This window comes from Microcoleus sp. B6-A1, assembly GCF_036705085.1.
Taxonomy (GTDB): domain Bacteria; phylum Cyanobacteriota; class Cyanobacteriia; order Cyanobacteriales; family Microcoleaceae; genus Microcoleus.
Window position 1 is genome coordinate 15,687 of record NZ_JAUBTU010000022.1, and the last position, 20,165, is coordinate 35,851.

Consider the following 20,165-nt stretch of genomic DNA (forward strand, 5'->3'; position numbering starts at 1 on the left):
CATTGCGATGCCAGTATACAATGGCGATCGGCACATTTGTCAAGCACCAAATTTTCTGTTGCCAACTCTTTCTCTTCCCTCTCTTCTCTTCCTCTGCGTTCTCGGCGCCCTCTGCGGTTCATTTAATCTTTTTCACCCATCCTGCAATGATTGTTATATCTTAGCAAATATTGAGCAAATTTATAATTTATTCTTAACCCCTATCCTCATTTAACGCGATTGAGGAGTTCCATTAATTCTGCTTTTTTTCCAAAAATCAACACAACAATTTGCTAAATACATTAGAAACTATGAAGCCTAATCTAGGAATGAACATCGCCGGCTACATCAACGGCGAATTTGGCATAGGAGAAGGTGTCAGAGCCAACATCAGAGCCGCAGAAGCCACCAACATTCCCTTCGTCATCAACAATTTTACCCGCAGTCCTCACCGCAAGAAAGACACCACCTATCAAAATTTTAGCCAAGATAATCCCTATCCTGTAAACTTAATTCAAGTCAACGCCGATGAAGTTGCAACCTTTATCAAACATACAGGTTCCACCTATTTTGAAAACAAATACAATATCGGCTTTTGGGCTTGGGAACTTCCCGCATTTCCCCCAGAATGGCAGCCAGCATTTAATCACTTTCAGGAAATATGGACTTACAGCAACTATTGCGCCGAGGCAATTTCCGCAGTCTCGCCAATTCCGGTTATCAAAATCATGCCCAGTATTGCTCTCCCCGCACCTTCCCTGAAAAGAGAAGCACTGAATTTACCGAAAAATAAATTTATTTTCTTGTTTGTCTTCGACTTTTCTAGCCGCATAGAGCGCAAAAATACTTTGGCGACAATTCAAGCATTTAAGCAAGCTTTTGGGGAAGATAACAGCGTATTATTGGTCATCAAATCTTCTAATTCCCACAAATTTTCAGCGGCGCAAGCATCCTTAAACTCAGCCATAGCAAATAATTCAAATATCAAACATCTAGACGGATATTTGTCCAAAAATAAACTTAACGGCTTGCTCTATAATTGCGACTGTTATGTATCGCTGCACCGCTGCGAAGGATTTGGCTTAACAATGGCTGAAGCCATGTTTTACGGGAAACCCGTAATTGCCACCGGCTATTCATCCAATACAGAATTTATGAATGTCGGCAATAGCTATTTAGTCAAGTATAAGTTAATCCCAATAGAGAAAGATTGCGGGCCTTACAAAAAAGGCAATGTTTGGGCCGAACCGGATGTCGAACACGCTGCGGATTTAATGCGTCATGTCTTCAACAATTACCGGGAAGCTCAGCAAGTTGGAAGAATAGCGGCTGATGAAATTAAGACTTTACTGAATCCGCCAACAGTCGGGATAAAAATTCAAAACCGTCTTGAATATATTGCCGGAATTACAGATAATTTCAAAAGCTTGGAGGGCGGAATACGGAAAAAGTCCTCTCAGGGGGCGACAGTAAAAAATGCACAACCTTTAGTTAGTATTTGTATTCCGACATACAACGGAGTGGCATTTATTGGCGAAGCGATTCAAAGTGCTTTGGCCCAAACTTACCCTAACATAGAGCTGATTATATCCGATGACGGCTCCACAGACGAAACAGTTGCGATCGCCCAATCATTCCAATCACAAACCTCAGTCGATTTCCGCATCATACTGCACCGCAACTACGGCTTATCACAAAACTGGAATTTTTGCATATCCCAAGCAAAAGGTCAATACATTAAATTTCTCTTTCAAGACGATTTACTCGCCCCAGAATGTATTGAAAAAATGGTCGCACTCGCCCAAGAAAACCCCAAAATAGGTATGGTTTTCTCCCCGCGCGGCATCACCATAGCTGAAGATGAATCTAACCCAATTTTGCGGAGAGCTTCCCAATCAATTAAAGATTTGCATAAAAGTTGGTCGAATTTAAAATCTATTCAGCCCGGAAAAGAATTACTGGCAGATACTAGCTGCTTGAATAACCCGATAAACAAAATTGGCGAACCTAGTACCGTCTTAATTGCTGCGCGAGTCTTTGAAGAAATAGGATTATTTGATTCGGGATTATCTCAGTATGTAGACTTAGATATGTGGTGGCGAATCATGGGGAACTATCATATCGGATTTGTAGACGAAAAACTGTCCTCACTGCGGATTCATCCCGAACAACAAACTTGGAAAAACTTCGCCGCTGGGGAAAACCATAAAGATGTAGTCAGATTTTACAAAAAACTACTAAATAGTCCTGATTACAGTTTCCTGGATCAACAAATCAAACAGACAATTCGCCAAAAGTTGGCATTGAGAACCCAGCCGAGTTTATCTGAATTGTCAGCACTGCTTGAGCAATACAATAAATTGCCATCAAAACAGCCTATTCTCGCGCAACTCCGCCAATACCGCCAACAGCTAGCGGAATATTGGCTGAATTTGCCAGCGCAAAAATTAGAAACGGCTTACTCGCAAGACGCGGGAAAAGCTCATAAATTGCTACTAGATAGCACGCTCAAAAATGAAAGTTTAACCGAGTCAGAACAAAGTTTGATCCAGCAGTTATCCTCGAAACTTGCTGAAGGAGGGGAAATTGCCGAGAAGATGCAATATCTCCTCGCAGCGATGCTGTACCGCGACGCTTATCAGTTGCCACTTGAGTATAAAAATGCAGCGATTCCCCAGTGGTTTTTTGAGGATTTTCTGAAATTTATATTTCAGTCTCCCGGTTATTTTAAACAAAACTGGGAAGTAGAAAGTTACTCTGAATATTTCCAGCAGTTAATCAAGTACGTCGCTGCTAATATCGCCAGTTTTCCCGATTCAGAAGTTTGGCGTTATTTGGCGGCTTTTATTGCGAAAAATGTTAGCTTCCAAGCTGTGTATTTGAGCGAGATTAATCTGCTCAATATATTGAGTCAGCGAGCTGATATTCTGGAATTTTATTTGAAAAATATCGGCTGTCAAATAGAATGGAATTTTTCTCTGATAGAACCTGAAAGAACTAAAATCCGAGTTGGCTTTTTGCTTGATAAAATTAGTGATGAATCCGAGACTCGTGCTGCAATTGGGAGTTTGGAATATTTAGACAGAAGCAAGTTTGAAATTATCGTGTACTATTTCCAGGTACAAGACGAGCGACTGGGGAAATATTGCGAAAATTGCGCTGACAAACTGGTGCAACTGTCAGAAGATTTGCCCAATCAAGTCCGAGAAATGCGATCGCACGATTTAGATATTCTGCTAATCTGCACCAATACTACCGACACTTCTCAACCAAGCGCGCTGCTGTGCCTGCACCGACTAGCGCGGGTGCAAATAGCTACTGCTGCATCAACCCCCGCAACCACCGGCGCCCGAAATATTGATTATTTCATTGCCGGAGATTTGACATTGCCTGCAGGTGCAGCCGCAGAGTATCGCGAAAAATTAATTAGTTTAGAAGGTTCGGGAGTTTGTTTAAGCTATACTGTAGGATCAGCACCTGGCAGAGTTGAACCGACTCGCAGGAGTTGGGGAGCCACCGACGAATCTGTAGTGTTCATGTCCGGCGCTCCAGCTTTGACAATTATCCCAGAATTGAGAGAAACTTGGGCAAAAATTATTGCTGCCGTACCAAATTCTATTTTAGTTTTGTATCCCTTTAGTTCCCGCTCAGAAAACTATCCGACGGTGCCTTTTTACAACCAAATTCGATCGCTCTTTGCCGAATTTGGGATTGACAAAAAGCGCTTAGTTGTGATTAAAGCGCTGCCATCTCGCGCCGATTGCATAAAATGTCTGGAATTGGCTGATATATATTTAGACTCCTATCCATACAGCAGTGCCTGCTCCTTAGCAGAACCCCTGTTGGCCGGATTACCTGTAGTGGTAAGAAAAGGGCAAACAACTCGATCGCGACAATCAGCCGCAGTGCTCGAAGAACTACTACTTCCGGAACTGGTAGCAAACAGCGAGAACTCTTATTTAGAGCTGAGCACAGCACTGGGAACCAACCCAGAACTGCGTCGGCACTACCGCGAGCGAATCCACCAAAAAATGGCGGCAAACCCGAAATATCTCGACAGTCGCGCTTGCTCGACCCAACTCGGAACACTCTTTGAAAGACTATTGCGAGAGTGAAGGAAGAAGGAAGTTCAGCAACTAAGCAGTGTACGGGATTTAACGGATGGATGTTGAGGCAAGAAGGAAGATGGCAGAAGTAAAGATTTTCCAACTCTCCAACTCTCGCATCCCGCTACCATTATGAGACCCGCGGGGAACCCCTCGCTAGGCAGAACGTCAAGAAATAGACAGCAATAGCGCTAGCCCACTGACGGTCTGCTATCATCGGGGAATCGAGGGGTTAGTGGTTGTCGCTCTTTTCCTGCCACAGCTAAATTAAAAGGGGAAGCGCAAGTCAGTTGGAGATAAAAAAATGACAGGACTTTTTCAAATAGGCGATAAATTACTGCAAGCTCAGGATATGCCATCGCTCCTGAAGCGGTATCAGTTGATGCCACAATTCTTGCGGGGTGTAATAGTAGACCAAGCGATCGCATCCTTTACTTGCAGCGACGAAGAACGAAAATCCGCCGTGGAGAACTTTCTGGCACAACACCAACTGACAGCCCCGGAAGCCAAAGAAGCTTGGCTGCGCGGCCAAAATATGACGGAAGAAGAACTTCAAGAGATGGCCGTTAGGCCCTTGCTGATCGAAAAATTTAAGCAAGCCACTTGGAGACCTAAAGTAGATAATTATTTTTTAACCCGCAAAGCCAGCCTAGACCACGTAGTTTATTCCCTGGTACGCACCAAAAATCCAGCACTGGCAAACGAACTTTACTTTCGCATCCTCGAAGGGGAACAAACCTTTGCTGAAGTGGCCCGCGACTATTCCGAAGGGCCGGAGTCCAAGTCAGGTGGCTTGTTGGGTCCAGTACCCCTCAGCCAGCCCCACCCGGCAATCAGCAAACTTTTGTCCGTCAGCCAGCCAAATCAACTCTGGACGCCGCGTCCTCTGGCAGAATGGATGGTAATTATTCGACTAGAAAAGTTCATGCCGGCCCAACTCGATGAATCGATGCGGCTGCACTTGATTAACGAACTCTTTGAAAGCTGGCTCGCCGAACAGATATCGCAAATAGGCCCGCTACAGCCCCTCTCCTCTGTGTCTTCAATTTCATGACAATCAAGCAATTGGGTCAGGGGCCCCCGGATTTATCCGTGGAGACTTGAAAAAGCGTAGCATCCTGACAAAAACCCCCTGGATTCATCTGTGGATTCAATCTAAAATCTAAAATCTAAAATCTAAAATTGGATGACTTCTTCCGCTGTTTCCCTCTCCCAAATTCAGGATTTCCTAGCTCAAACACCTCCCTTTGACCGACTGTCAGAGACGGCTCTGACAGCCTTGGTGGCTAAATGCCAACTCCTTGGCTACCGGACGGGGCAACCCCTGTTTGAACGGGAAAAAATGCCGACTCAGGTGGCAATTATCTATCAAGGCCAGGCGCGGCTGCTGGGCTTTGACCAGCGCTCGCAGCGCCACGTAAGTTTACGGTTGGTGCAGTCGAAGGAAATCCTGGGCTGGGCTGGCTTGCTCAGGGGAGTTCCCTGCGAAACGGCGATCGCCTCTACAGATGTGATCGCGATCGTCCTACCCGCCGAAGATTTCCTGAGCGTACTGGAAAAACAGCCGACCTTTGGAGAAGCCTTTCGCGAACACTGTTCCTTGAGCGAAGTATTTGAACTGTTGAGCCTGGAATTGCAACGCCAAGCCGACGGCACTTCCAATCTCAAGGAACTCACCCTGCAAGCTTGGCAAGATGCGACAGTTGTCAACGTACCAAACGGCAACAAAAAAACTCAAGACATCGCCAAAGAGCTAGATGCCGATCGAATTTGGCTCGTCAGCAGCGGCGTCTTGGGCGACTTTCCCACCGGCAGCCGCTTCTCTGTGGAAAACGCAGCCAAATCCTTAAAAGTAGAAGGCCGCCTCGGCGCTCGCTTGGTCGGCTTCCGGGAACCCCCCGAACCCCAACCCGAAACAGACTCATTAAATGGCACGACAGAGACAGGAGGCTCTGGGCAGAATCCGCCCAACGGAACCTCGATCGCGGTTATAGACGCCCCAGATCGTCCCCCAGAACCCAAAACCGACCAACCAAAGGATGCCGGGAGATACCCAGTTTTCCGCGCCAAAGGGCAGATTGAGGCCCCGCTTGCTTGCTTCCAGATGTTGAGCAAGTATTTCGGCCTCAAGTTTCGTCGAGATATCATCCGCAAAGTTCTAGAAAATCAGTTAAAAACCGCCGGTTCTATCAGTATGCAAGCCTGCGGGGCGATCGCCCAAAGCATCGGCCTCACGCCCCAATTGGCGCAAGTGCCTGCAGAAGCCATCAACCGCATCAAAGCGCCCGTAATGATTAAATGGGAAACCAGCTTTGCCATTATTTACAGCATTACCGAGCAAGAATTAGTGCTGGCGACACCCGAAAAAGGGTTAATGCGGAAGCGGATACCTCAGTTTAAAGAAATCTGGGGAGAATCAGGAGAAGTCCTGCTGCTGCAAGCTCCGCAAGTTGAACAAAAAGAGCAGTTCAGCTTCTGGTGGTTTGTGCCCGCACTGATGGAACACAAGACAGTGTTTTTTGAGGTGTTGCTCGCTTCGTTTTTTGTACAGTTATTTGGTCTTGCCAACCCATTAATCAGCCAAGTAATTATTGATAAAGTATTAGGTCAGCGCAGCATTGACACCTTGGATATTTTGGGGGCGTTTCTGTTAGGTGTTGCCCTGTTTGAAGGACTGCTCAACGGTTTGCGTACCTTTTTGTTTATAGATACCTCAAACCGCATCGATGTCAAATTGAGTGCGGAGGTAATCGACCACTTGCTCCGGCTGCCCCAGAATTACTTTGACAATCGGCGCGTCGGAGATCTGGTTTACAAATTCAGCATGATGGGCCAGATTCGGGAATTCATGACGAGTACAGCTCTGACAGTGGTTCTTGATGCGGTATTTTCGGTGGTTTACGTCGCCGTGATGCTCTCCTACAGTGTGCAGCTAACGGCAGTATCTTTGGCAGTGGTACCGATACTGGGGCTGATGATTGTTCTAATCAATCCGCTGGTGCTGCGCCTGATAAAACAGAGAAATATGCGTTTTGCTGACTCTCAATCTTATTTAGTGGAAGTAGTCAGCGGGATTCAAACTGTTAAGGCTCAAAATATTGAATTGAAATCCCGATGGGAGTGGTCGAGCCGCTACGCAAAATACATTACAGCCAGTTTTAAAACAATTATCACGGGGACTACTGCCGGTACGATTAGCGGCTTTTTAAACCAGGTGGGTAACTTAGCTCAGTTGTGGGTGGGAGCTTATTTGGTACTGGGAAATGAGATTACTTTGGGTCAGTTGATTGCTTTCCGAATTATTTCCGGGAACGTGACTGGTTCGCTGCTGCGTTTTGTGAGCGTCTGGCAGAGTTTCCAAGAAGTCTCGATGTCGATCGATATGCTTAAGGATGTGGTCGATACGCCGACGGAAACCAGCGATGAAGACCGGAGCAATATCCCGCTGCCGGCAATTCAAGGGCAGGTTACCTATGAGGAGGTTTCCTTCCGATTTCTGGAGAGCGGCGCACTGCAATTGGCTAATGTTAATTTGGAATTTCCCCCTGGGAGTTTTGTGGGAATTGTGGGGGGAAGCGGTTCCGGTAAAAGTACGGCGATGAAGCTGTTGCAGCGTCTTTATCCGCCGTTGTCGGGCCGGATTTTTATTGACGGCTATGACATTGCCAAGGTGGAATTATATTCGCTCCGCAGCCAACTTGGGGTGGTGCTGCAAGATACTTTGCTGTTTAACTGCTCGGTACAGGAAAATATTGCTCTGAGCAATCCCGATGCGAGTACGGATGAGATTGTGCGAGCAGCAAAATTAGCGGTAGCTCACGATTTTATTATGGGCTTGCCTGCTGGCTACAATACGATAGTCGGAGAGCGGGGTTCGTCGCTTTCTGGGGGTCAAAGGCAGCGTTTGGCGATCGCCCGGACGATTTTGCAAAACCCGAAACTGCTGATTTTGGACGAAGCTACAAGCGCCCTCGACTACCATTCCGAACGCCAAGTTTGCAATAACTTAGCAGAAGCTTTTGCTGGCCGCACGGTGTTTTTCATTACTCACCGCCTGACTACCATCCAAAACGCTGATGTAATTATTATGATGGATCAAGGCTCTGTAGTCGAGCGGGGAACTCATAAAGAATTAATGGCTCTTAAAGGGCGTTACTACTGCCTCTTCCAACAACAAGAGTCATCGAATACCTGATATCTAACAACTCACAACTGATCACTAACGCTTAACAACTGAGAACTAACAAATGGCTATGAAATCGTTAATACTTTCTGAGCAACCAGTCATTCTCGAAAAACCAGCGATTTGGTCGCACTTGTTTTTGTGGATGATCATGCTGATGACCACTTCTGCTGTAGTGTGGGCTTATTTTGCTAGCGTAGAGCAAGCTGTCCCCGCTGTGGGCCAATTGGAGCTCAAAGATGGTGCTAGAGACATCCAAGCACCTGCTACGGGCGCTGTGGTGAGACTTCACGTTGAAAATGGCGATCGTGTGGAAAAGAACCAGCCTCTGCTCACTTTCAACCCCCTTGCACCCAGTGCCGATTTAACATCGATACAGAAAACTAAAGAAGCTCTGGAAAAGGAAAATAAATTTTATGAAGATGTTGTCAGCGGCAAAATTCAAGGCCCTGTTCCTTCTAATCTAGAATCAACAATCAGGGACAGACAGAGCCTCACGGCACAAAATCAAGTGCTGCAAGCTTTGATTGACGAGCTGTACCTCAACAGGGGAGCAAGCGGAAATTTTGATGCTGCTCAGCAAGGACTTTATGTTAATTATCGATCGGAATTTCTGTCTCGCGTAGCTGCTGCTCAAGGCCAAGTTCAGGAGTTGGAAAAACAACTGAAGCAAGCTCAGGATGCTGAGAAAGCCGCCGGCGATCAAATGACAGTGGCACAGCAACAATTGGGTTTTGCCCAGAACCAATTAAATTATGCTCAGCAGCAGTTAAGTTCTTCGCAAGAGCAAGTAAAATCAGCCCTGGCTCAGAGAGATTTGGCCCAAGAACAGTTAGCGAAATCCCAACAAGTATTGAAGTCGAACCAAAACATTCTAGGCAGACTCGCCCCCCTTGTGGAGGAAGGAGCCATCGCTGAACTGCAAAAAGAACGTCAAGAGCAAGATGTTTTCAGAGGCCAAAGCGACGTTCTCAAACAGCAAGATCAAATCAAGCAGCGCGAAGGTGAAATCAACTCTCGCAAAGGCGAAATTAACACGCGCCTCGGTGAAATCAATACGCGCCGAGGCGAAATTAACGCGCGTCAAGGTGACATCCAAAAAATTAGTGCTGACATACAGCGCCAGCAAGGAGAGCAAGCACGCATTCAGGAGTCCATCGCCCGCGCCCAAGAACAGTTAAAAAACACCAAGGATACCTGGGCGAAAGAACTTTATACCAAAATTGCTGAAAACGAGAAACAAATTGCCAGCAGCGATTCTCAACTAAGCCGCTTCAAAGTGGAAAACCTGAAAAAGTTGTCCGAGGTGAACGCTCAGCTAGAAAAGGCTCAACAAAACCGCGACACTCAAGTGATGAAAGCTCCCGTATCGGGTGTAATCTTTGATTTGAAGCCTTCTACCAAGGAGAAAGCTAAGTTGGATATGGCGAAAGATCCGATATGCCAATCCATTATTAATTCGGTGGTGAAACCGGGCGAACCGCGCCCAGCACGCTGCGAAGAAGCTTATTACGAAGCGCAGCAAACTGAAAAGCTGCTCAAGGTTTTGGATGACGACAACGGTCTGCAAGCAGTGGTTTACCTGGAAAACAGCAATGTGGCTCTGGTATTGGATGCTTTGAGACAGAAGCGGGCAAAATTGGAGCAGTATCACGGCAAGCAATTAGACGGAGAAAAGGTTGACTGCGAAATAGGTAAAAGTTGCGTTTGTCCAGAGAAGGAAGTTAACAGAGAGAAACTGGGTTTAACGAAATACCAATGCGTGCCTGTGGAAGTGAATGTAGAAGCTTTCCCGGCGCTGGAGTTTGGTACTGCTGAGGGTGAAGTGATAGAGATTAGCAGCGATGCAGAGCCTCCTACTGAACTGCGGAAATACTACGCTTTCAAAACCAAAATTAAGCTCAAAAATCAGAAGTTCGTTTTGAACAAGGGCAAGGCAAATGAAGTGGAGGTGAACTTGCAGTCGGGAATGTCCGTGAGTTCTAATATCAATATTGGCAAGCGGAGTGTTTTGCAGATGTTTATCAACCGATTTACTGGGAAAATGGATACGTTCAAGACTATTAAGTAGCGAACAGTTGACGGTTGACGGTTTACTGTTGACGGTTTACTGTTGACGGTTTACTGTTGATGGTTGACGGTTGATTGTCAGTCGAAAAGCTGATGATATCATGTCCGTTCGAGCGATCGCGATTTTTGTAGGGGCGAGTTCAGCAACAATACTTGCGAATAATTGACACTCTCAAAAACCCGCCCCGACCGGGATATTATGGTTAATCGATCGGACATGATATGACTAGATTTTACAATTCCGATGCTACCGGATTGGATATTAATGAAAAAAATCATATTATTTACTTTATATCTAATTCCTGTCCTCTTATTAATCGGATTTGTAGCGAATTTTAGCGTTAACGTTCCCGTTGATGACGAGTGGAGGTTAGCTAGCCTTTTTGAAAAAATAGCTGCGGGAAATGTAACTTTTAACGATTTTTGGGCTTTGCACAGCAACCACCGTATACTTTTCCCTAAAATAATTATTGCGGTGCTGGCTTTTGCTTCCCGATGGAATATTAATTATCAGTTGTGTCTCAGCATAGGTTTGGCTGCGATAACTTTTATCGCTATGTATAAATTATCCTCGATGCAAGTTAAGAAGATCGCGGATGATTTGTGGCCTTTAGCTAATATTTTAACTTGTATTTTGCTTTTCTCTCTAGTTCAGTACGAAAACTGGCTTTGGGGATTTCAATTAGCGTGGTTTTTCGTAAATTTGTGTTTTGTCGCTGCGGTTTATGCGCTGGTTTCACCTCACAAATTATTGCCTAATATAGCGGTTTTTAATCGGATGAAACAGAGATGTTGCACCACGATTAATAAGCTATTTAGGAACGGGCAAGATGCCCGTTCCACAAGAAGATTGAATTTTTGTGGGACGGGCATCTTGCCCGTTCTGGAGAATGATGCAACACCTCAGATCGAACAGAGTAGGGACACGGCACTGTCGTGTCCCTACGATATTCAAATATCGATTGCGGCTGGATTCTGCTTTATTGCCAGTTTTTCCCTGGCGCAAGGCTTGCTTTCTTGGTTGGCTGCAATTCCGGCTGTGGTGGCTGTAGAAGGAAATGCGGCGCAGAAAAGAAAAAGACTTATTGTCTGGATGCTGCTGTTTGCGACAACTTGTGCTGTTTACTCAATTGATTATCATCCCAGTCGGAAAACAAGTATTATTTCATTGTTGAATAAGCCGTTTGTGGTGATTGATTACTTTTTAAGTTTGCTGGGTTCGCCAATTGTGCGATCGCCTGGAATTTCAGCATTAGTTGGATTGCTAATAGTTGCAAGTTTCTTATTTTTGGTATTCTATTTCTTTGTCATTGGGAACCCTGCGAAGCTATCTCCCGCCCCTGCGATTCCTTCGCCCCAGGCAATGACAGATAGGAATGATATTGCTGAAAGCTATAGCAATCCCAACTCAGTTATGAACGTGGTTCAGGCTGCGACGCTGGACGGGCAAGATGCCCATCCCACAATTCATTTAGGATTACGGCAAGATACTCATTCCAATATTGATTTAGGAGTGCCATATCAGGCTTTACCTTGGCTGTCAATAGGTTTTTTTTCGGTTTTATCGGCTCTGTTTATTACGGCGGGAAGGGCTGAATTTGGGGCAATTCAGGCGCTAGAATCGTCTAGATATACGACTAATTCTATTTTGCTATTAATTGCTGTGGTTCAGCTAGGGCAATTGTTTGTTAGAGGTAATTATCAAGAAACAAAAGCAACGTTAAGACGTAATTATAAATTTATTTATCGGGTAGTTGCAGGGCTGTTAATTGCTACAATTATTGTTAACTCTCAACAGGCGATCGCCCAATCTAGATCGGCACTTATTTACAAACAAGGTGCTCAAGATTGTTTGCACTTAATTAACTATCTGGAACCCTCGGATTTTTTCAAAAATTCGCAGGAAAGCTGTTTGAGGGTGCTGAGCAAAAAAACTTGGCTGGTGAGAGAAGGCGCTGCAATAATCGACAAAATAGGTTGGATAAAGTTCGCGAAAAATGTAGAGTTTATTTCTAATACCGAGAAAGTTTACGGTTATTTAGACAAACCTCAAACTAGCGATAAATCCTTGACTGTTAAGCAAAATGATGCTGTCAAGGCTGCTGGTTGGGCGGTTTTGCCAGAAAAATTGAAACAGCCGAATATTGTACTGCTATCTGTCGGCGATAAACAATCTTTTTTTGCTAACGCTTATGTAAATTTGGACAGTCCCGACATTGCTGAGAGTTTAAAATCTGAGTTATACAATAATGCCAGGTGGGCTGTTGATTTGTCGGATAATAATTTGCCGATCGCCCAAACTGAAATTAAAGCTTGGGTGTATAATCCTGTTGACAACCAGTTTGTCCAGTTGCGCGGAGGATGAGGAGTGAAAATTTCTGTGATTATACCAGCTCACAATGAGGAGGGCTGTTTGTACGGTACTGTGCGGGCGATCGCCCAGATGCTCGAATTAGAAGGCATTCCGCACGAAATTTTGATTGTGAATGACAACAGTGTCGATCGAACAATTGATATTTGCCAGGAGTTGTCAGAGACTTTTCCCACAGTTAGATACATCAACAATCAACCTCCCAACGGTTTCGGATTTGCTGTGCGCCGGGGATTGGCGGAATTTGACGGAGATGCTGCGGCAATTGTGATGGCGGATGCTTCCGACGATCCGATGGATTTGGTAGCAGGATACCGCAAGTTGCAAGAAGGATATGATTGCGTTTTCGGTTCCCGCTTTATCAAAGGTGGTGTTATAGTTGATTATCCAATTCACAAGTTAGCAATTAACCGCTTAGCAAACTGGTTTGTCAAAAGTATTTTCGGCTTGCGGTACAGCGATGTCACCAATGCTTTTAAAATTTACCGCCGAGAAGTAATTGAAGGCGTACAACCAATTTTGAGCCATCATTTTAATTTGACAGTGGAACTGCCTTTAAAAGCAATTGTTCGGGGTTTTTCCTATACGGTGATTCCTCTCAGGTGGTACAATCGGACTGCTGGTATTTCTAAGCTGAAAATCAAAGAGATGGGCAGTCGATATTTGTTTATTGTCTTGTATGTCTGGCTCGAAAAACATCTGTCTCGCGGCGACTACCACCGGACTAGAAAGATAGCAAAATTAAAAGTGAATGCCTGAGAGAATTTTAATTGTTGGTGGTGCGGGTTTTATCGGCAGTTGTTTGGCAATTGGCCTGAAGAAACTGCACCCAGAATGGCAAATAATTTGTTTAGATAACCTGCGTCGCCGGGGCTCGGAATTGAATCTGCCTCGGCTTAAAAGTTGCGGGATTCAGTTTGTTTACGGGGATATTCGCACAGCGGCGGATTTAGATCCAGTTGCACTCAATGCTGACTGCATTATAGATTGTGCTGCGGAGCCTTCTGTGCTGGCTGGTTTTAGTTCGCCTCAGTACGTTTTGCAGACGAATTTACTGGGCACTGTAAATGTTTTGGAGTTGGCGAGACAAACGGGTGCGAGTTTGCTGTTTTTGTCTACGAGTCGGGTTTATCCGATCGCCAGTGTCAAGTCTGTTAAACTGTTGGAATTGCCGAATAGATTTGCGATCGCCCCTGAGCAAACTTTACCCGGTATATCTGAGTTGGGCATATCAGAAGACTTCCCATTAAAAGGACACCGTTCGCTTTACGGAGCAACTAAATTAGCTTCGGAATTGCTGATTGAGGAATACAGGGAAGCATACAATGTGCCGGCAATTATTAACCGTTGCGGGTTAATTACCGGTGCTTGGCAAATGGGTAAAGTAGATCAGGGAGTTTGCGGTTTGTGGGTGGCGGCTCACTATTTTCAAAAGTCGCTGAGTTATATCGGTTTTGGCGGCAGCGGGAAGCAAGTTAGGGATTTGCTGCACGTTGAAGATTTGTTGAGGTTAGTTAATTATCAATTAGAACATTTTGCGGAATTTGACGGCGAAGTTTTTAATGTTGGCGGCGGTTTGAGCAACAGTCTTTCTTTGGTTGAGACAACTGATTTGTGTCAAAAGATTACGGGGAAATCGATTCCGATTCCTCCTGTTTTGGAGGAACGCGCGGGGGATATTCCGATTTTTATTACTGATTCTTCTAGGGTGATGGAGAAAACAGGATGGCGGCCTGTTATTGGGCCGGAAGCAGCTTTGCAGGATATTTATAATTGGATTGCTGCTAATGAGGTGGTTTTAAGTTCGATTTTGTAGGGATCTTTTAACTACAGATGCACGCTGGCCAGACGCCTGTGCCGCAATAATAGCCTTCATCCCCAAACTTCTGTCAAATCCAAAACAAACCCCGGCAACACATCTTCACCCGACAAAGTTTCAGGATTTTCCAGCACTTCTACATCTTGACTTTGCCTGTAAATCTCCACTTTTCTGTTTTTCCTATCTATCAACCAACCTAAACGAACCTGGTTTTCCATGTATTCTTTCATTTTCTCTCGCAGTGGCTTCATATTGTCACTTTTAGAACGAAGTTCTACCACAAAATCAGGACTTAAGGGAAGAAAGCCTTCTTTTTGTTCTGGGGTGAGTGCGTCCCACCTTTCTTGACGCACCCAAGACGCATCAGGAGAGCGATCTGCCCCATTTGGCAGGTGAAAACCAGTAGAAGAATTAAATGCTTTACCGAGTCTAGTCCGCCGATTCCACAGCCAGAGTTGCCCTTCTATATCCAGATTTCGATATCCTGTTTCGCCTCCGGTTGGTGGGTTCACGATTAATTCTCCTGTTGCTGTGCGTTCTAATTGTAACTCTCGATTGGCGATGGTCAATTCAACGAACTGTTCGCGGGTAACGGTGAGTGTTAGTGTTAGTGGAATATTGAGTGCAAGGGCGGCGGATGATTGAGTTTGTGTCATCATTTTTGTCCTCAAAGTGATGCTTTAATGGCAGATTCATCCTAATTGGGCTAAGCCCGAAATGCGGGATACTTTGTAACTTTTATGATAACACTTAAAAGTGCCATCTACAAAGTGCGATCGGCCTTTTGTCAACCAAAGGTCGATCGCATCTGGTATCATAGAAAAAAAGTTCCCCGCCCCGACGCAAAAACATGATAACTTCTACAGTTGTTGCCCCATCGAAAGTCTATTCTCTAGAAGCATGGATGGAAAGTCCACCGGATCTGCAAGAGTGGGTTGATGGCGAATTATTGGAGAAAAATGGCATGACTCTCAAGCATAGCGAAGTACAGGGAAATCTTTACTTTTGTTGGAGAAACTACAAAGACTCCAGCGGACAGGGAGGAAAAGTTTATACCGATGTTCCCTGCCGCACAAACAAGCAGGGGCGCTATCCTGATGTTGCCTACCTTCCCCCGGAATTAGCAGCACAATTTGGCAATCTCAAAGTGCTGCCGCAAAGTTTTCCTCTATGTGCTGAAATTGTTTCGCCAACAGATTTGGCGGAAGATGTAATTGCTAAAGCTACAGAATATTTAGAATCGGGAAGTGAGGAAGTTTGGCTGGTATATCCTGAAAACCAATGGATTATTGTAGTAACAAAACAAAGCAGAAGCATCTTTATTGCTGGGGAATCTGTTACCACTCAAATTGTTTTACCGGGTTTTAGCATTCCAGTAGATGAGTTATTAAAATGAGCGCTTTCCCTACATTCTCATTTTCAGCCTCCGACGGCAAGTGTCGATATTGAGGAAGATACTCAATTGTTTGGTTTCGCTGCTTTAACAAACATTTGCCCTCCCAAAAAACGCCACAAAAAAGGCAATTTCAAGTAAATTTTTAACAGCAAGGGCGAGGCCGGTCTGCCTTTCGTCGAAAAGGGTAAAAATCTCGGTACAATCAGGTCAATTTCAAACCCGACAGTTTGTAAAAGCTCTTGCAGCGATAAATGCGTTATCGGTAATTGATGGTCGATAAAATCGTAGTATTCCTTGTAGGAATATTTAAAATTAGGCTGAATTACCAATAGAGAACCGCTAGGCTTGAGGGCCTCGAAGCAAAAAGAGATAATTTCTACAAGTTCCTCTTTGTTGCGGAGGTGTTCAAAAAAATTTGATATAAAAATACTATCGAACTGTTCGGTAAAAGATGTGTAATCTTCCAAATTAAACACATCAATATTAACCACATTTACATCAGCATTAGCAAATAACTTTGAATCGGGATTAAGATCAATTAGATATTTTTTTTTAGCCCGAATTTGATTGATAAACTCGCAGTAACCGCCGCCAATATCTAAAACTGCTGATTCGGGAGGAACATAATATTGTAAAAATTCGTCAATTAAAACTTTCCAGAGTGCCACCTTGGCTTGCAGTTGTCGGGAATCAAATCGGTTGGCATACAACTTTTTGAGATATGTGTCAGTTTTCATAGTAAAATAGCCTAGACTGAGTATGAGTTTATCACGCGATACAGCCAACTATGAATGTTATATCTACTGAAATACCGGAAGTTCTGATTATTGAGCCGAAAATTTTCGGAGACGATCGCGGTTTCTTTTTTGAGAGTTTCAATCACAAAGCTTTTGTCGAAAAAACAGGCGTGACGGCCGAATTTGTGCAAGACAATCATTCCAAATCCTCTAAAAATGTGCTGCGCGGTTTGCACTACCAACTGCAGCAGCCTCAAGGCAAATTGCTACGGGTAGTTGCTGGCGAAATATTTGATGTAGCGGTGGATATTAGACAAAGTTCGCCGAATTTTGGAAAGTGGGTGGGGTGTTTGCTGAGTGCAGAAAATAAACGGCAATTTTGGGTGCCGGCGGGATTTGCTCACGGTTTTTTAGTGGTTTCCCAGACTGCTGAAGTTTTGTACAAAACTACAGATTATTATGCACCGGCACACGAGCGGTGTATCCTGTGGAATGACCCGGATTTGGCGATCGACTGGCCGCTAGATGGTGCCCAACCAATCTTATCAGCTAAAGACCAAGCTGGACAAACGTTGAAAACAGCTCAAGTGTTTTGATTATGAAAATTTTACTCGCAGGCGGCAGCGGACAGCTAGCTCAAGAATTGCAGCCGATTTTATTATCTTCGGGAGAGGTTATTGCGGTCGATCGCACTCGCCTCGACTTATCCCAACCGGAAAGCATCCGTCAAGCAATGGCTGAAATTCAACCGGATTTAGTCGTCAATGGGGGTGCTTACACTGCGGTAGACAAAGCAGAAAGCGAACCGGAATTAGCAAACGCCATCAACGGTATTGCACCCGGAATTCTCGCAGAAGAATGCGAAAAACTGGGAGCAAGTTTGATTCACTTTTCCACTGATTATGTATTTGACGGCAGCCACGGTTCTCCTTATCTGGAAACAGATTCTACTAACCCGCTAGGAAGTTACGGCAAATCTAAATTAGCAGGCGAGGAAGCAATTCGGCAAGCGGGAAACCGACATATTATTATTAGAACCGCGTGGGTTTACGGCAATGGTGGCAAAGGTAATTTTGTCAAAACCATGCTGAGGTTGGGAAAGGAAAGGGAAGAAATTCGAGTAGTAGCAGATCAGATCGGAAGCCCTACTTGGACGGGCGATTTAAGTGCGGCGACTTCGCAAATTATTCCTCTCCTTGGGCCAGAAAGTTTTGGGACTTATCAGTACACTAACAGCGGTGTTTGTAGTTGGTACGATTTTGCGATCGCCATTTTTGAGGAAGCAGCACAACTCGGCTTACCCCTAAAAGTTCAGCGCGTAATTCCCATCACCACCGCCGAATATCCGACACCCGCAAAACGTCCGGCTTTTTCTGTCCTCTCTACGGTAAAAATATCAGCACTTCTAGGCACGTATCCTCCCCACTGGCGGCAAGGGCTCAGACAAATGCTGGCAAGAGAAGTCAGTCGATTTTAGATTTTAGATTTTAGATTTTAGATTTACTTGCAGCATTGAATCTGGGAGTTTGAACTTTAGTCTAAAATTTAGGGATTCAGGACAATAGGACTTATCCACAGGTGGCCAGAAACCGGGTTTTTTACGAAAATCCTTCGCTGTAGCCTAGAGATTAAATAAAAAACCCGGTTTCTTTGTCGGGAGTGCATCGCTAAACCTGCCCCATTAATTAAAAATACCCCATGTCTGAATCCATGAAAATCAAGCAACAATATATTTTAATTGCCGCATCAGTTCTCGGCATTCTAATACCAGCTTCATATATTTTGTACTTGATATCGCAAGCGGGAGACTTGTCTAATTTTGATTATTGGTGGATGACGTGGAATTTTTATTCAGTAGACGGTTTGTCTACAAATCCTTTTAATTGGATATTTCGGGCGAACGAGCATTTTGTCTTGATTCCGGCAATTATTTATGGCTTGAATATAGTTGTCACCCAAGGTTCAAATATTGGTTTGTGTTTAGTTGCCTGGTTCTTGGCTTGGATTCAGTGCCACGTATTAATTGCTCTGCTGCCGTTAAATTTGAGGCGTTTTCCGCTGCAATTTATCTCGCTACTCCTTTGCATTTCTATTTTTAATTTTACTCCGGCGGCGGCTCACAATTGGATGCGGGGATTCAGTGGCGTTCACTGGATAATTGCTAATTTATTTGTGATTTGTTCGATATTTTGTTTGCAATCCTATGTGACGCTTTTGTCAAGAAAGAGGGACGCGGAGCCTCTGGCTCTTCATTCCCAGGCAGAGCCTGGTAACGAAGGATGGAAACAAAATAAGTGGGTAATTGGCAGCATTGTTTTTGGCGTTTTAGGCTGTATTAGTTACAGCACTCCTTTAGCTTTGTGGCCGATATTGTGTGCTGCTGCTGTTGTGCTGCGGTTTCCTCGGCGAATAACTTATTTGTATTTCATTGCTTCGATTGCAGTGATTGGGATTTATTTTTTAACTTATAAAACTCCCTCTCATCACCCTTCTTTAACTAAAATTAACCCGCTGAAAACTCTCGAATATATTCCCATTTATCTCGGCGGAATTTTTAGCGAAAATATTATTGTTGCTTCAATTATTGGTATAATTGGTTTGATTGCAACGACGGGTTTTGTGGGTTATTGGCTATTTGTAAAAAAGGTCGCTCGCCCGGATTGGCTGCCTTGGCTATCAATCCAACTTTACACGCTGCAAACGGCGTTAATGGCCGCGGTTAGTCGATCGGGATTTGGCGTCGAACAAGCCACCGCTTCCCGTTACGCCACACTCCCAGCCTTGTTTTGGATGAGCACAATTGTGCTGACAGTATTGTGGGTGCGCGAGTTGCAGCCAACACCAAGAATTCAAGGGCGTTGGCTGACACCGCTGTTTGCAGTCGCCACAGTCGCGATTATTTTAATGTATGGGGTGGGAGGCGAAACTGCAATGGCGATCGCCCGCAGAGCAACCTATCAGCCGTTAGTAGCATTATCACTGCAATTAGGCATCACCGACGTAACGCTAATTAAAGACCGCGTAGGCAACAAACCCGCCGCTTTTGTCGGGTTAATCGACGCCTTAAAAACTAACAACTTAGTGCCATTTAACCGAGACATCAAAAAACACAATTTTTGTGCAGCATTAGACACAAAAATCGACGCAAATTTACTGTCAGCGCCCAAAGACGGAGTACCCGGATATTTTGATACAGTAACTAAACTCGCACCCGCCGCCTCCAGAGTAATTGGCTGGGTAGGAGACCCCGAAAACAATGTAAAATGTATTGCCATTCTCAACCAAGAAAATGTCGTCCGAGGTTTCGCCATGTCAGGATTTCCCCGCCCAGATTTAGTTAAATTGTTTGGCCCTTCCTACGAATTTGCAGCTTGGAGAGGATATATTCAAACATCACCAACAGATAAATTATTGACAGCCTATGCCTCCTTTAAAAACCGCCAAAGTTGGGTAGCCTTGCGAAACTCCCAAGTTATCAATAAAAACTAAAAAACCTCTCTTTCT

13 protein-coding genes are annotated in these 20,165 nt (G+C 44.7%); 11 read left to right on the forward strand and 2 right to left on the reverse strand.

The window, feature by feature from the left end; translation table 11 throughout:
- Positions 1-290: 290 nt before the first annotated feature.
- The 7 genes from QUB11_RS10365 (at position 291) to QUB11_RS10395 (ending at position 14,525) form a co-directional block, all read left to right on the forward strand.
- Positions 291-4,094, forward strand: coding sequence for a glycosyltransferase (locus QUB11_RS10365; RefSeq protein ID WP_333200036.1), 3,804 nt, complete (start codon positions 291-293; stop codon positions 4,092-4,094).
- A 295-nt stretch (positions 4,095-4,389) separates the two neighbouring features.
- Complete coding sequence (locus tag QUB11_RS10370; protein ID WP_333200038.1) at positions 4,390-5,139, forward strand: peptidylprolyl isomerase; 750 nt, start codon at positions 4,390-4,392, stop codon at positions 5,137-5,139.
- A gap of 132 nt (positions 5,140-5,271) precedes the next feature.
- Positions 5,272-8,280 (forward strand): peptidase domain-containing ABC transporter, encoded by a 3,009-nt coding sequence (locus QUB11_RS10375; protein WP_333200040.1) that lies wholly within the window; start codon positions 5,272-5,274, stop codon positions 8,278-8,280.
- A gap of 58 nt (positions 8,281-8,338) precedes the next feature.
- Entirely contained in the window at positions 8,339-10,339 is a 2,001-nt protein-coding gene (locus QUB11_RS10380; RefSeq protein WP_333256355.1) for a chromosome partitioning protein ParA, read from the forward strand.
- A 264-nt stretch (positions 10,340-10,603) separates the two neighbouring features.
- Positions 10,604-12,703, forward strand: a complete 2,100-nt coding sequence (locus QUB11_RS10385) for a hypothetical protein (protein ID WP_333200044.1) — start codon at positions 10,604-10,606, stop codon at positions 12,701-12,703.
- 3 nt (positions 12,704-12,706) lie between these two features.
- The gene (locus QUB11_RS10390; RefSeq protein ID WP_333200046.1) at positions 12,707-13,468 is read left to right on the forward strand and encodes a glycosyltransferase family 2 protein; all 762 of its coding nucleotides are present in this window, start codon (positions 12,707-12,709) and stop codon (positions 13,466-13,468) included.
- On the forward strand, positions 13,461-14,525 hold the full coding sequence (locus QUB11_RS10395; protein WP_333200048.1) for an NAD-dependent epimerase/dehydratase family protein: 1,065 nt from the start codon (positions 13,461-13,463) through the stop codon (positions 14,523-14,525). Before QUB11_RS10390 ends, QUB11_RS10395 begins: the two co-directional genes overlap by 8 nt.
- Positions 14,526-14,581: 56 nt before the next feature.
- On the opposite strand, the gene QUB11_RS10400 is transcribed toward QUB11_RS10395, so the two are convergent.
- Positions 14,582-15,187: a Uma2 family endonuclease gene (locus tag QUB11_RS10400; protein ID WP_333256352.1), complete on the reverse strand. Its 606-nt coding sequence runs from the start codon at positions 15,185-15,187 to the stop codon at positions 14,582-14,584.
- Between the two features lie 191 nt (positions 15,188-15,378).
- Here QUB11_RS10400 and QUB11_RS10405 point away from each other — a divergent pair, with 191 nt between their 5' ends.
- Positions 15,379-15,924 carry a Uma2 family endonuclease gene (locus QUB11_RS10405; RefSeq protein WP_333200053.1) on the forward strand — a complete coding sequence of 182 codons (546 nt, stop codon included), beginning with the start codon at positions 15,379-15,381 and terminating at the stop codon, positions 15,922-15,924.
- Between the two features lie 62 nt (positions 15,925-15,986).
- On the opposite strand, the gene QUB11_RS10410 is transcribed toward QUB11_RS10405, so the two are convergent.
- On the reverse strand, positions 15,987-16,661 hold the full coding sequence (locus QUB11_RS10410) for a methyltransferase domain-containing protein (RefSeq protein ID WP_333200055.1): 675 nt from the start codon (positions 16,659-16,661) through the stop codon (positions 15,987-15,989).
- Between the two features lie 50 nt (positions 16,662-16,711).
- Here QUB11_RS10410 and rfbC point away from each other — a divergent pair, with 50 nt between their 5' ends.
- From rfbC to QUB11_RS10425, 3 genes are all read left to right on the forward strand, one after another.
- A complete protein-coding gene (gene rfbC / locus QUB11_RS10415) occupies positions 16,712-17,257 on the forward strand; it encodes a dTDP-4-dehydrorhamnose 3,5-epimerase (protein WP_333142708.1) in 546 nt (181 codons plus the stop codon).
- A gap of 2 nt (positions 17,258-17,259) precedes the next feature.
- A complete protein-coding gene (gene rfbD / locus QUB11_RS10420) occupies positions 17,260-18,138 on the forward strand; it encodes a dTDP-4-dehydrorhamnose reductase (RefSeq protein ID WP_333200057.1) in 879 nt (292 codons plus the stop codon).
- A gap of 221 nt (positions 18,139-18,359) precedes the next feature.
- Entirely contained in the window at positions 18,360-20,150 is a 1,791-nt protein-coding gene (locus QUB11_RS10425) for a hypothetical protein (RefSeq protein ID WP_333200059.1), read from the forward strand.
- The last annotated feature ends 15 nt before the right edge of the window (positions 20,151-20,165 follow it).

Excerpts from the sequence above, each read along its gene's own strand:
- QUB11_RS10380 (WP_333256355.1), top strand. The coding sequence starts at position 8,339 with ATGAAATCGTTAATACTTTCTGAGCAACCAGTCATTCTCGAAAAACCA.
- QUB11_RS10385 (WP_333200044.1), top strand. The coding sequence starts at position 10,604 with ATGAAAAAAATCATATTATTTACTTTATATCTAATTCCTGTCCTCTTA.
- QUB11_RS10425 (WP_333200059.1), top strand. The coding sequence starts at position 18,360 with ATGTCTGAATCCATGAAAATCAAGCAACAATATATTTTAATTGCCGCA.
- QUB11_RS10395 (WP_333200048.1), top strand. The coding sequence starts at position 13,461 with ATGCCTGAGAGAATTTTAATTGTTGGTGGTGCGGGTTTTATCGGCAGT.
- QUB11_RS10365 (WP_333200036.1), top strand. The coding sequence starts at position 291 with ATGAAGCCTAATCTAGGAATGAACATCGCCGGCTACATCAACGGCGAA.
- QUB11_RS10375 (WP_333200040.1), top strand. The coding sequence starts at position 5,272 with ATGACTTCTTCCGCTGTTTCCCTCTCCCAAATTCAGGATTTCCTAGCT.
- QUB11_RS10405 (WP_333200053.1), top strand. The coding sequence starts at position 15,379 with ATGATAACTTCTACAGTTGTTGCCCCATCGAAAGTCTATTCTCTAGAA.
- QUB11_RS10400 (WP_333256352.1), bottom strand. The coding sequence starts at position 15,187 with ATGATGACACAAACTCAATCATCCGCCGCCCTTGCACTCAATATTCCA.
- rfbC (WP_333142708.1), top strand. The coding sequence starts at position 16,712 with ATGAATGTTATATCTACTGAAATACCGGAAGTTCTGATTATTGAGCCG.
- QUB11_RS10410 (WP_333200055.1), bottom strand. The coding sequence starts at position 16,661 with ATGAAAACTGACACATATCTCAAAAAGTTGTATGCCAACCGATTTGAT.
- rfbD (WP_333200057.1), top strand. The coding sequence starts at position 17,260 with ATGAAAATTTTACTCGCAGGCGGCAGCGGACAGCTAGCTCAAGAATTG.
- QUB11_RS10370 (WP_333200038.1), top strand. The coding sequence starts at position 4,390 with ATGACAGGACTTTTTCAAATAGGCGATAAATTACTGCAAGCTCAGGAT.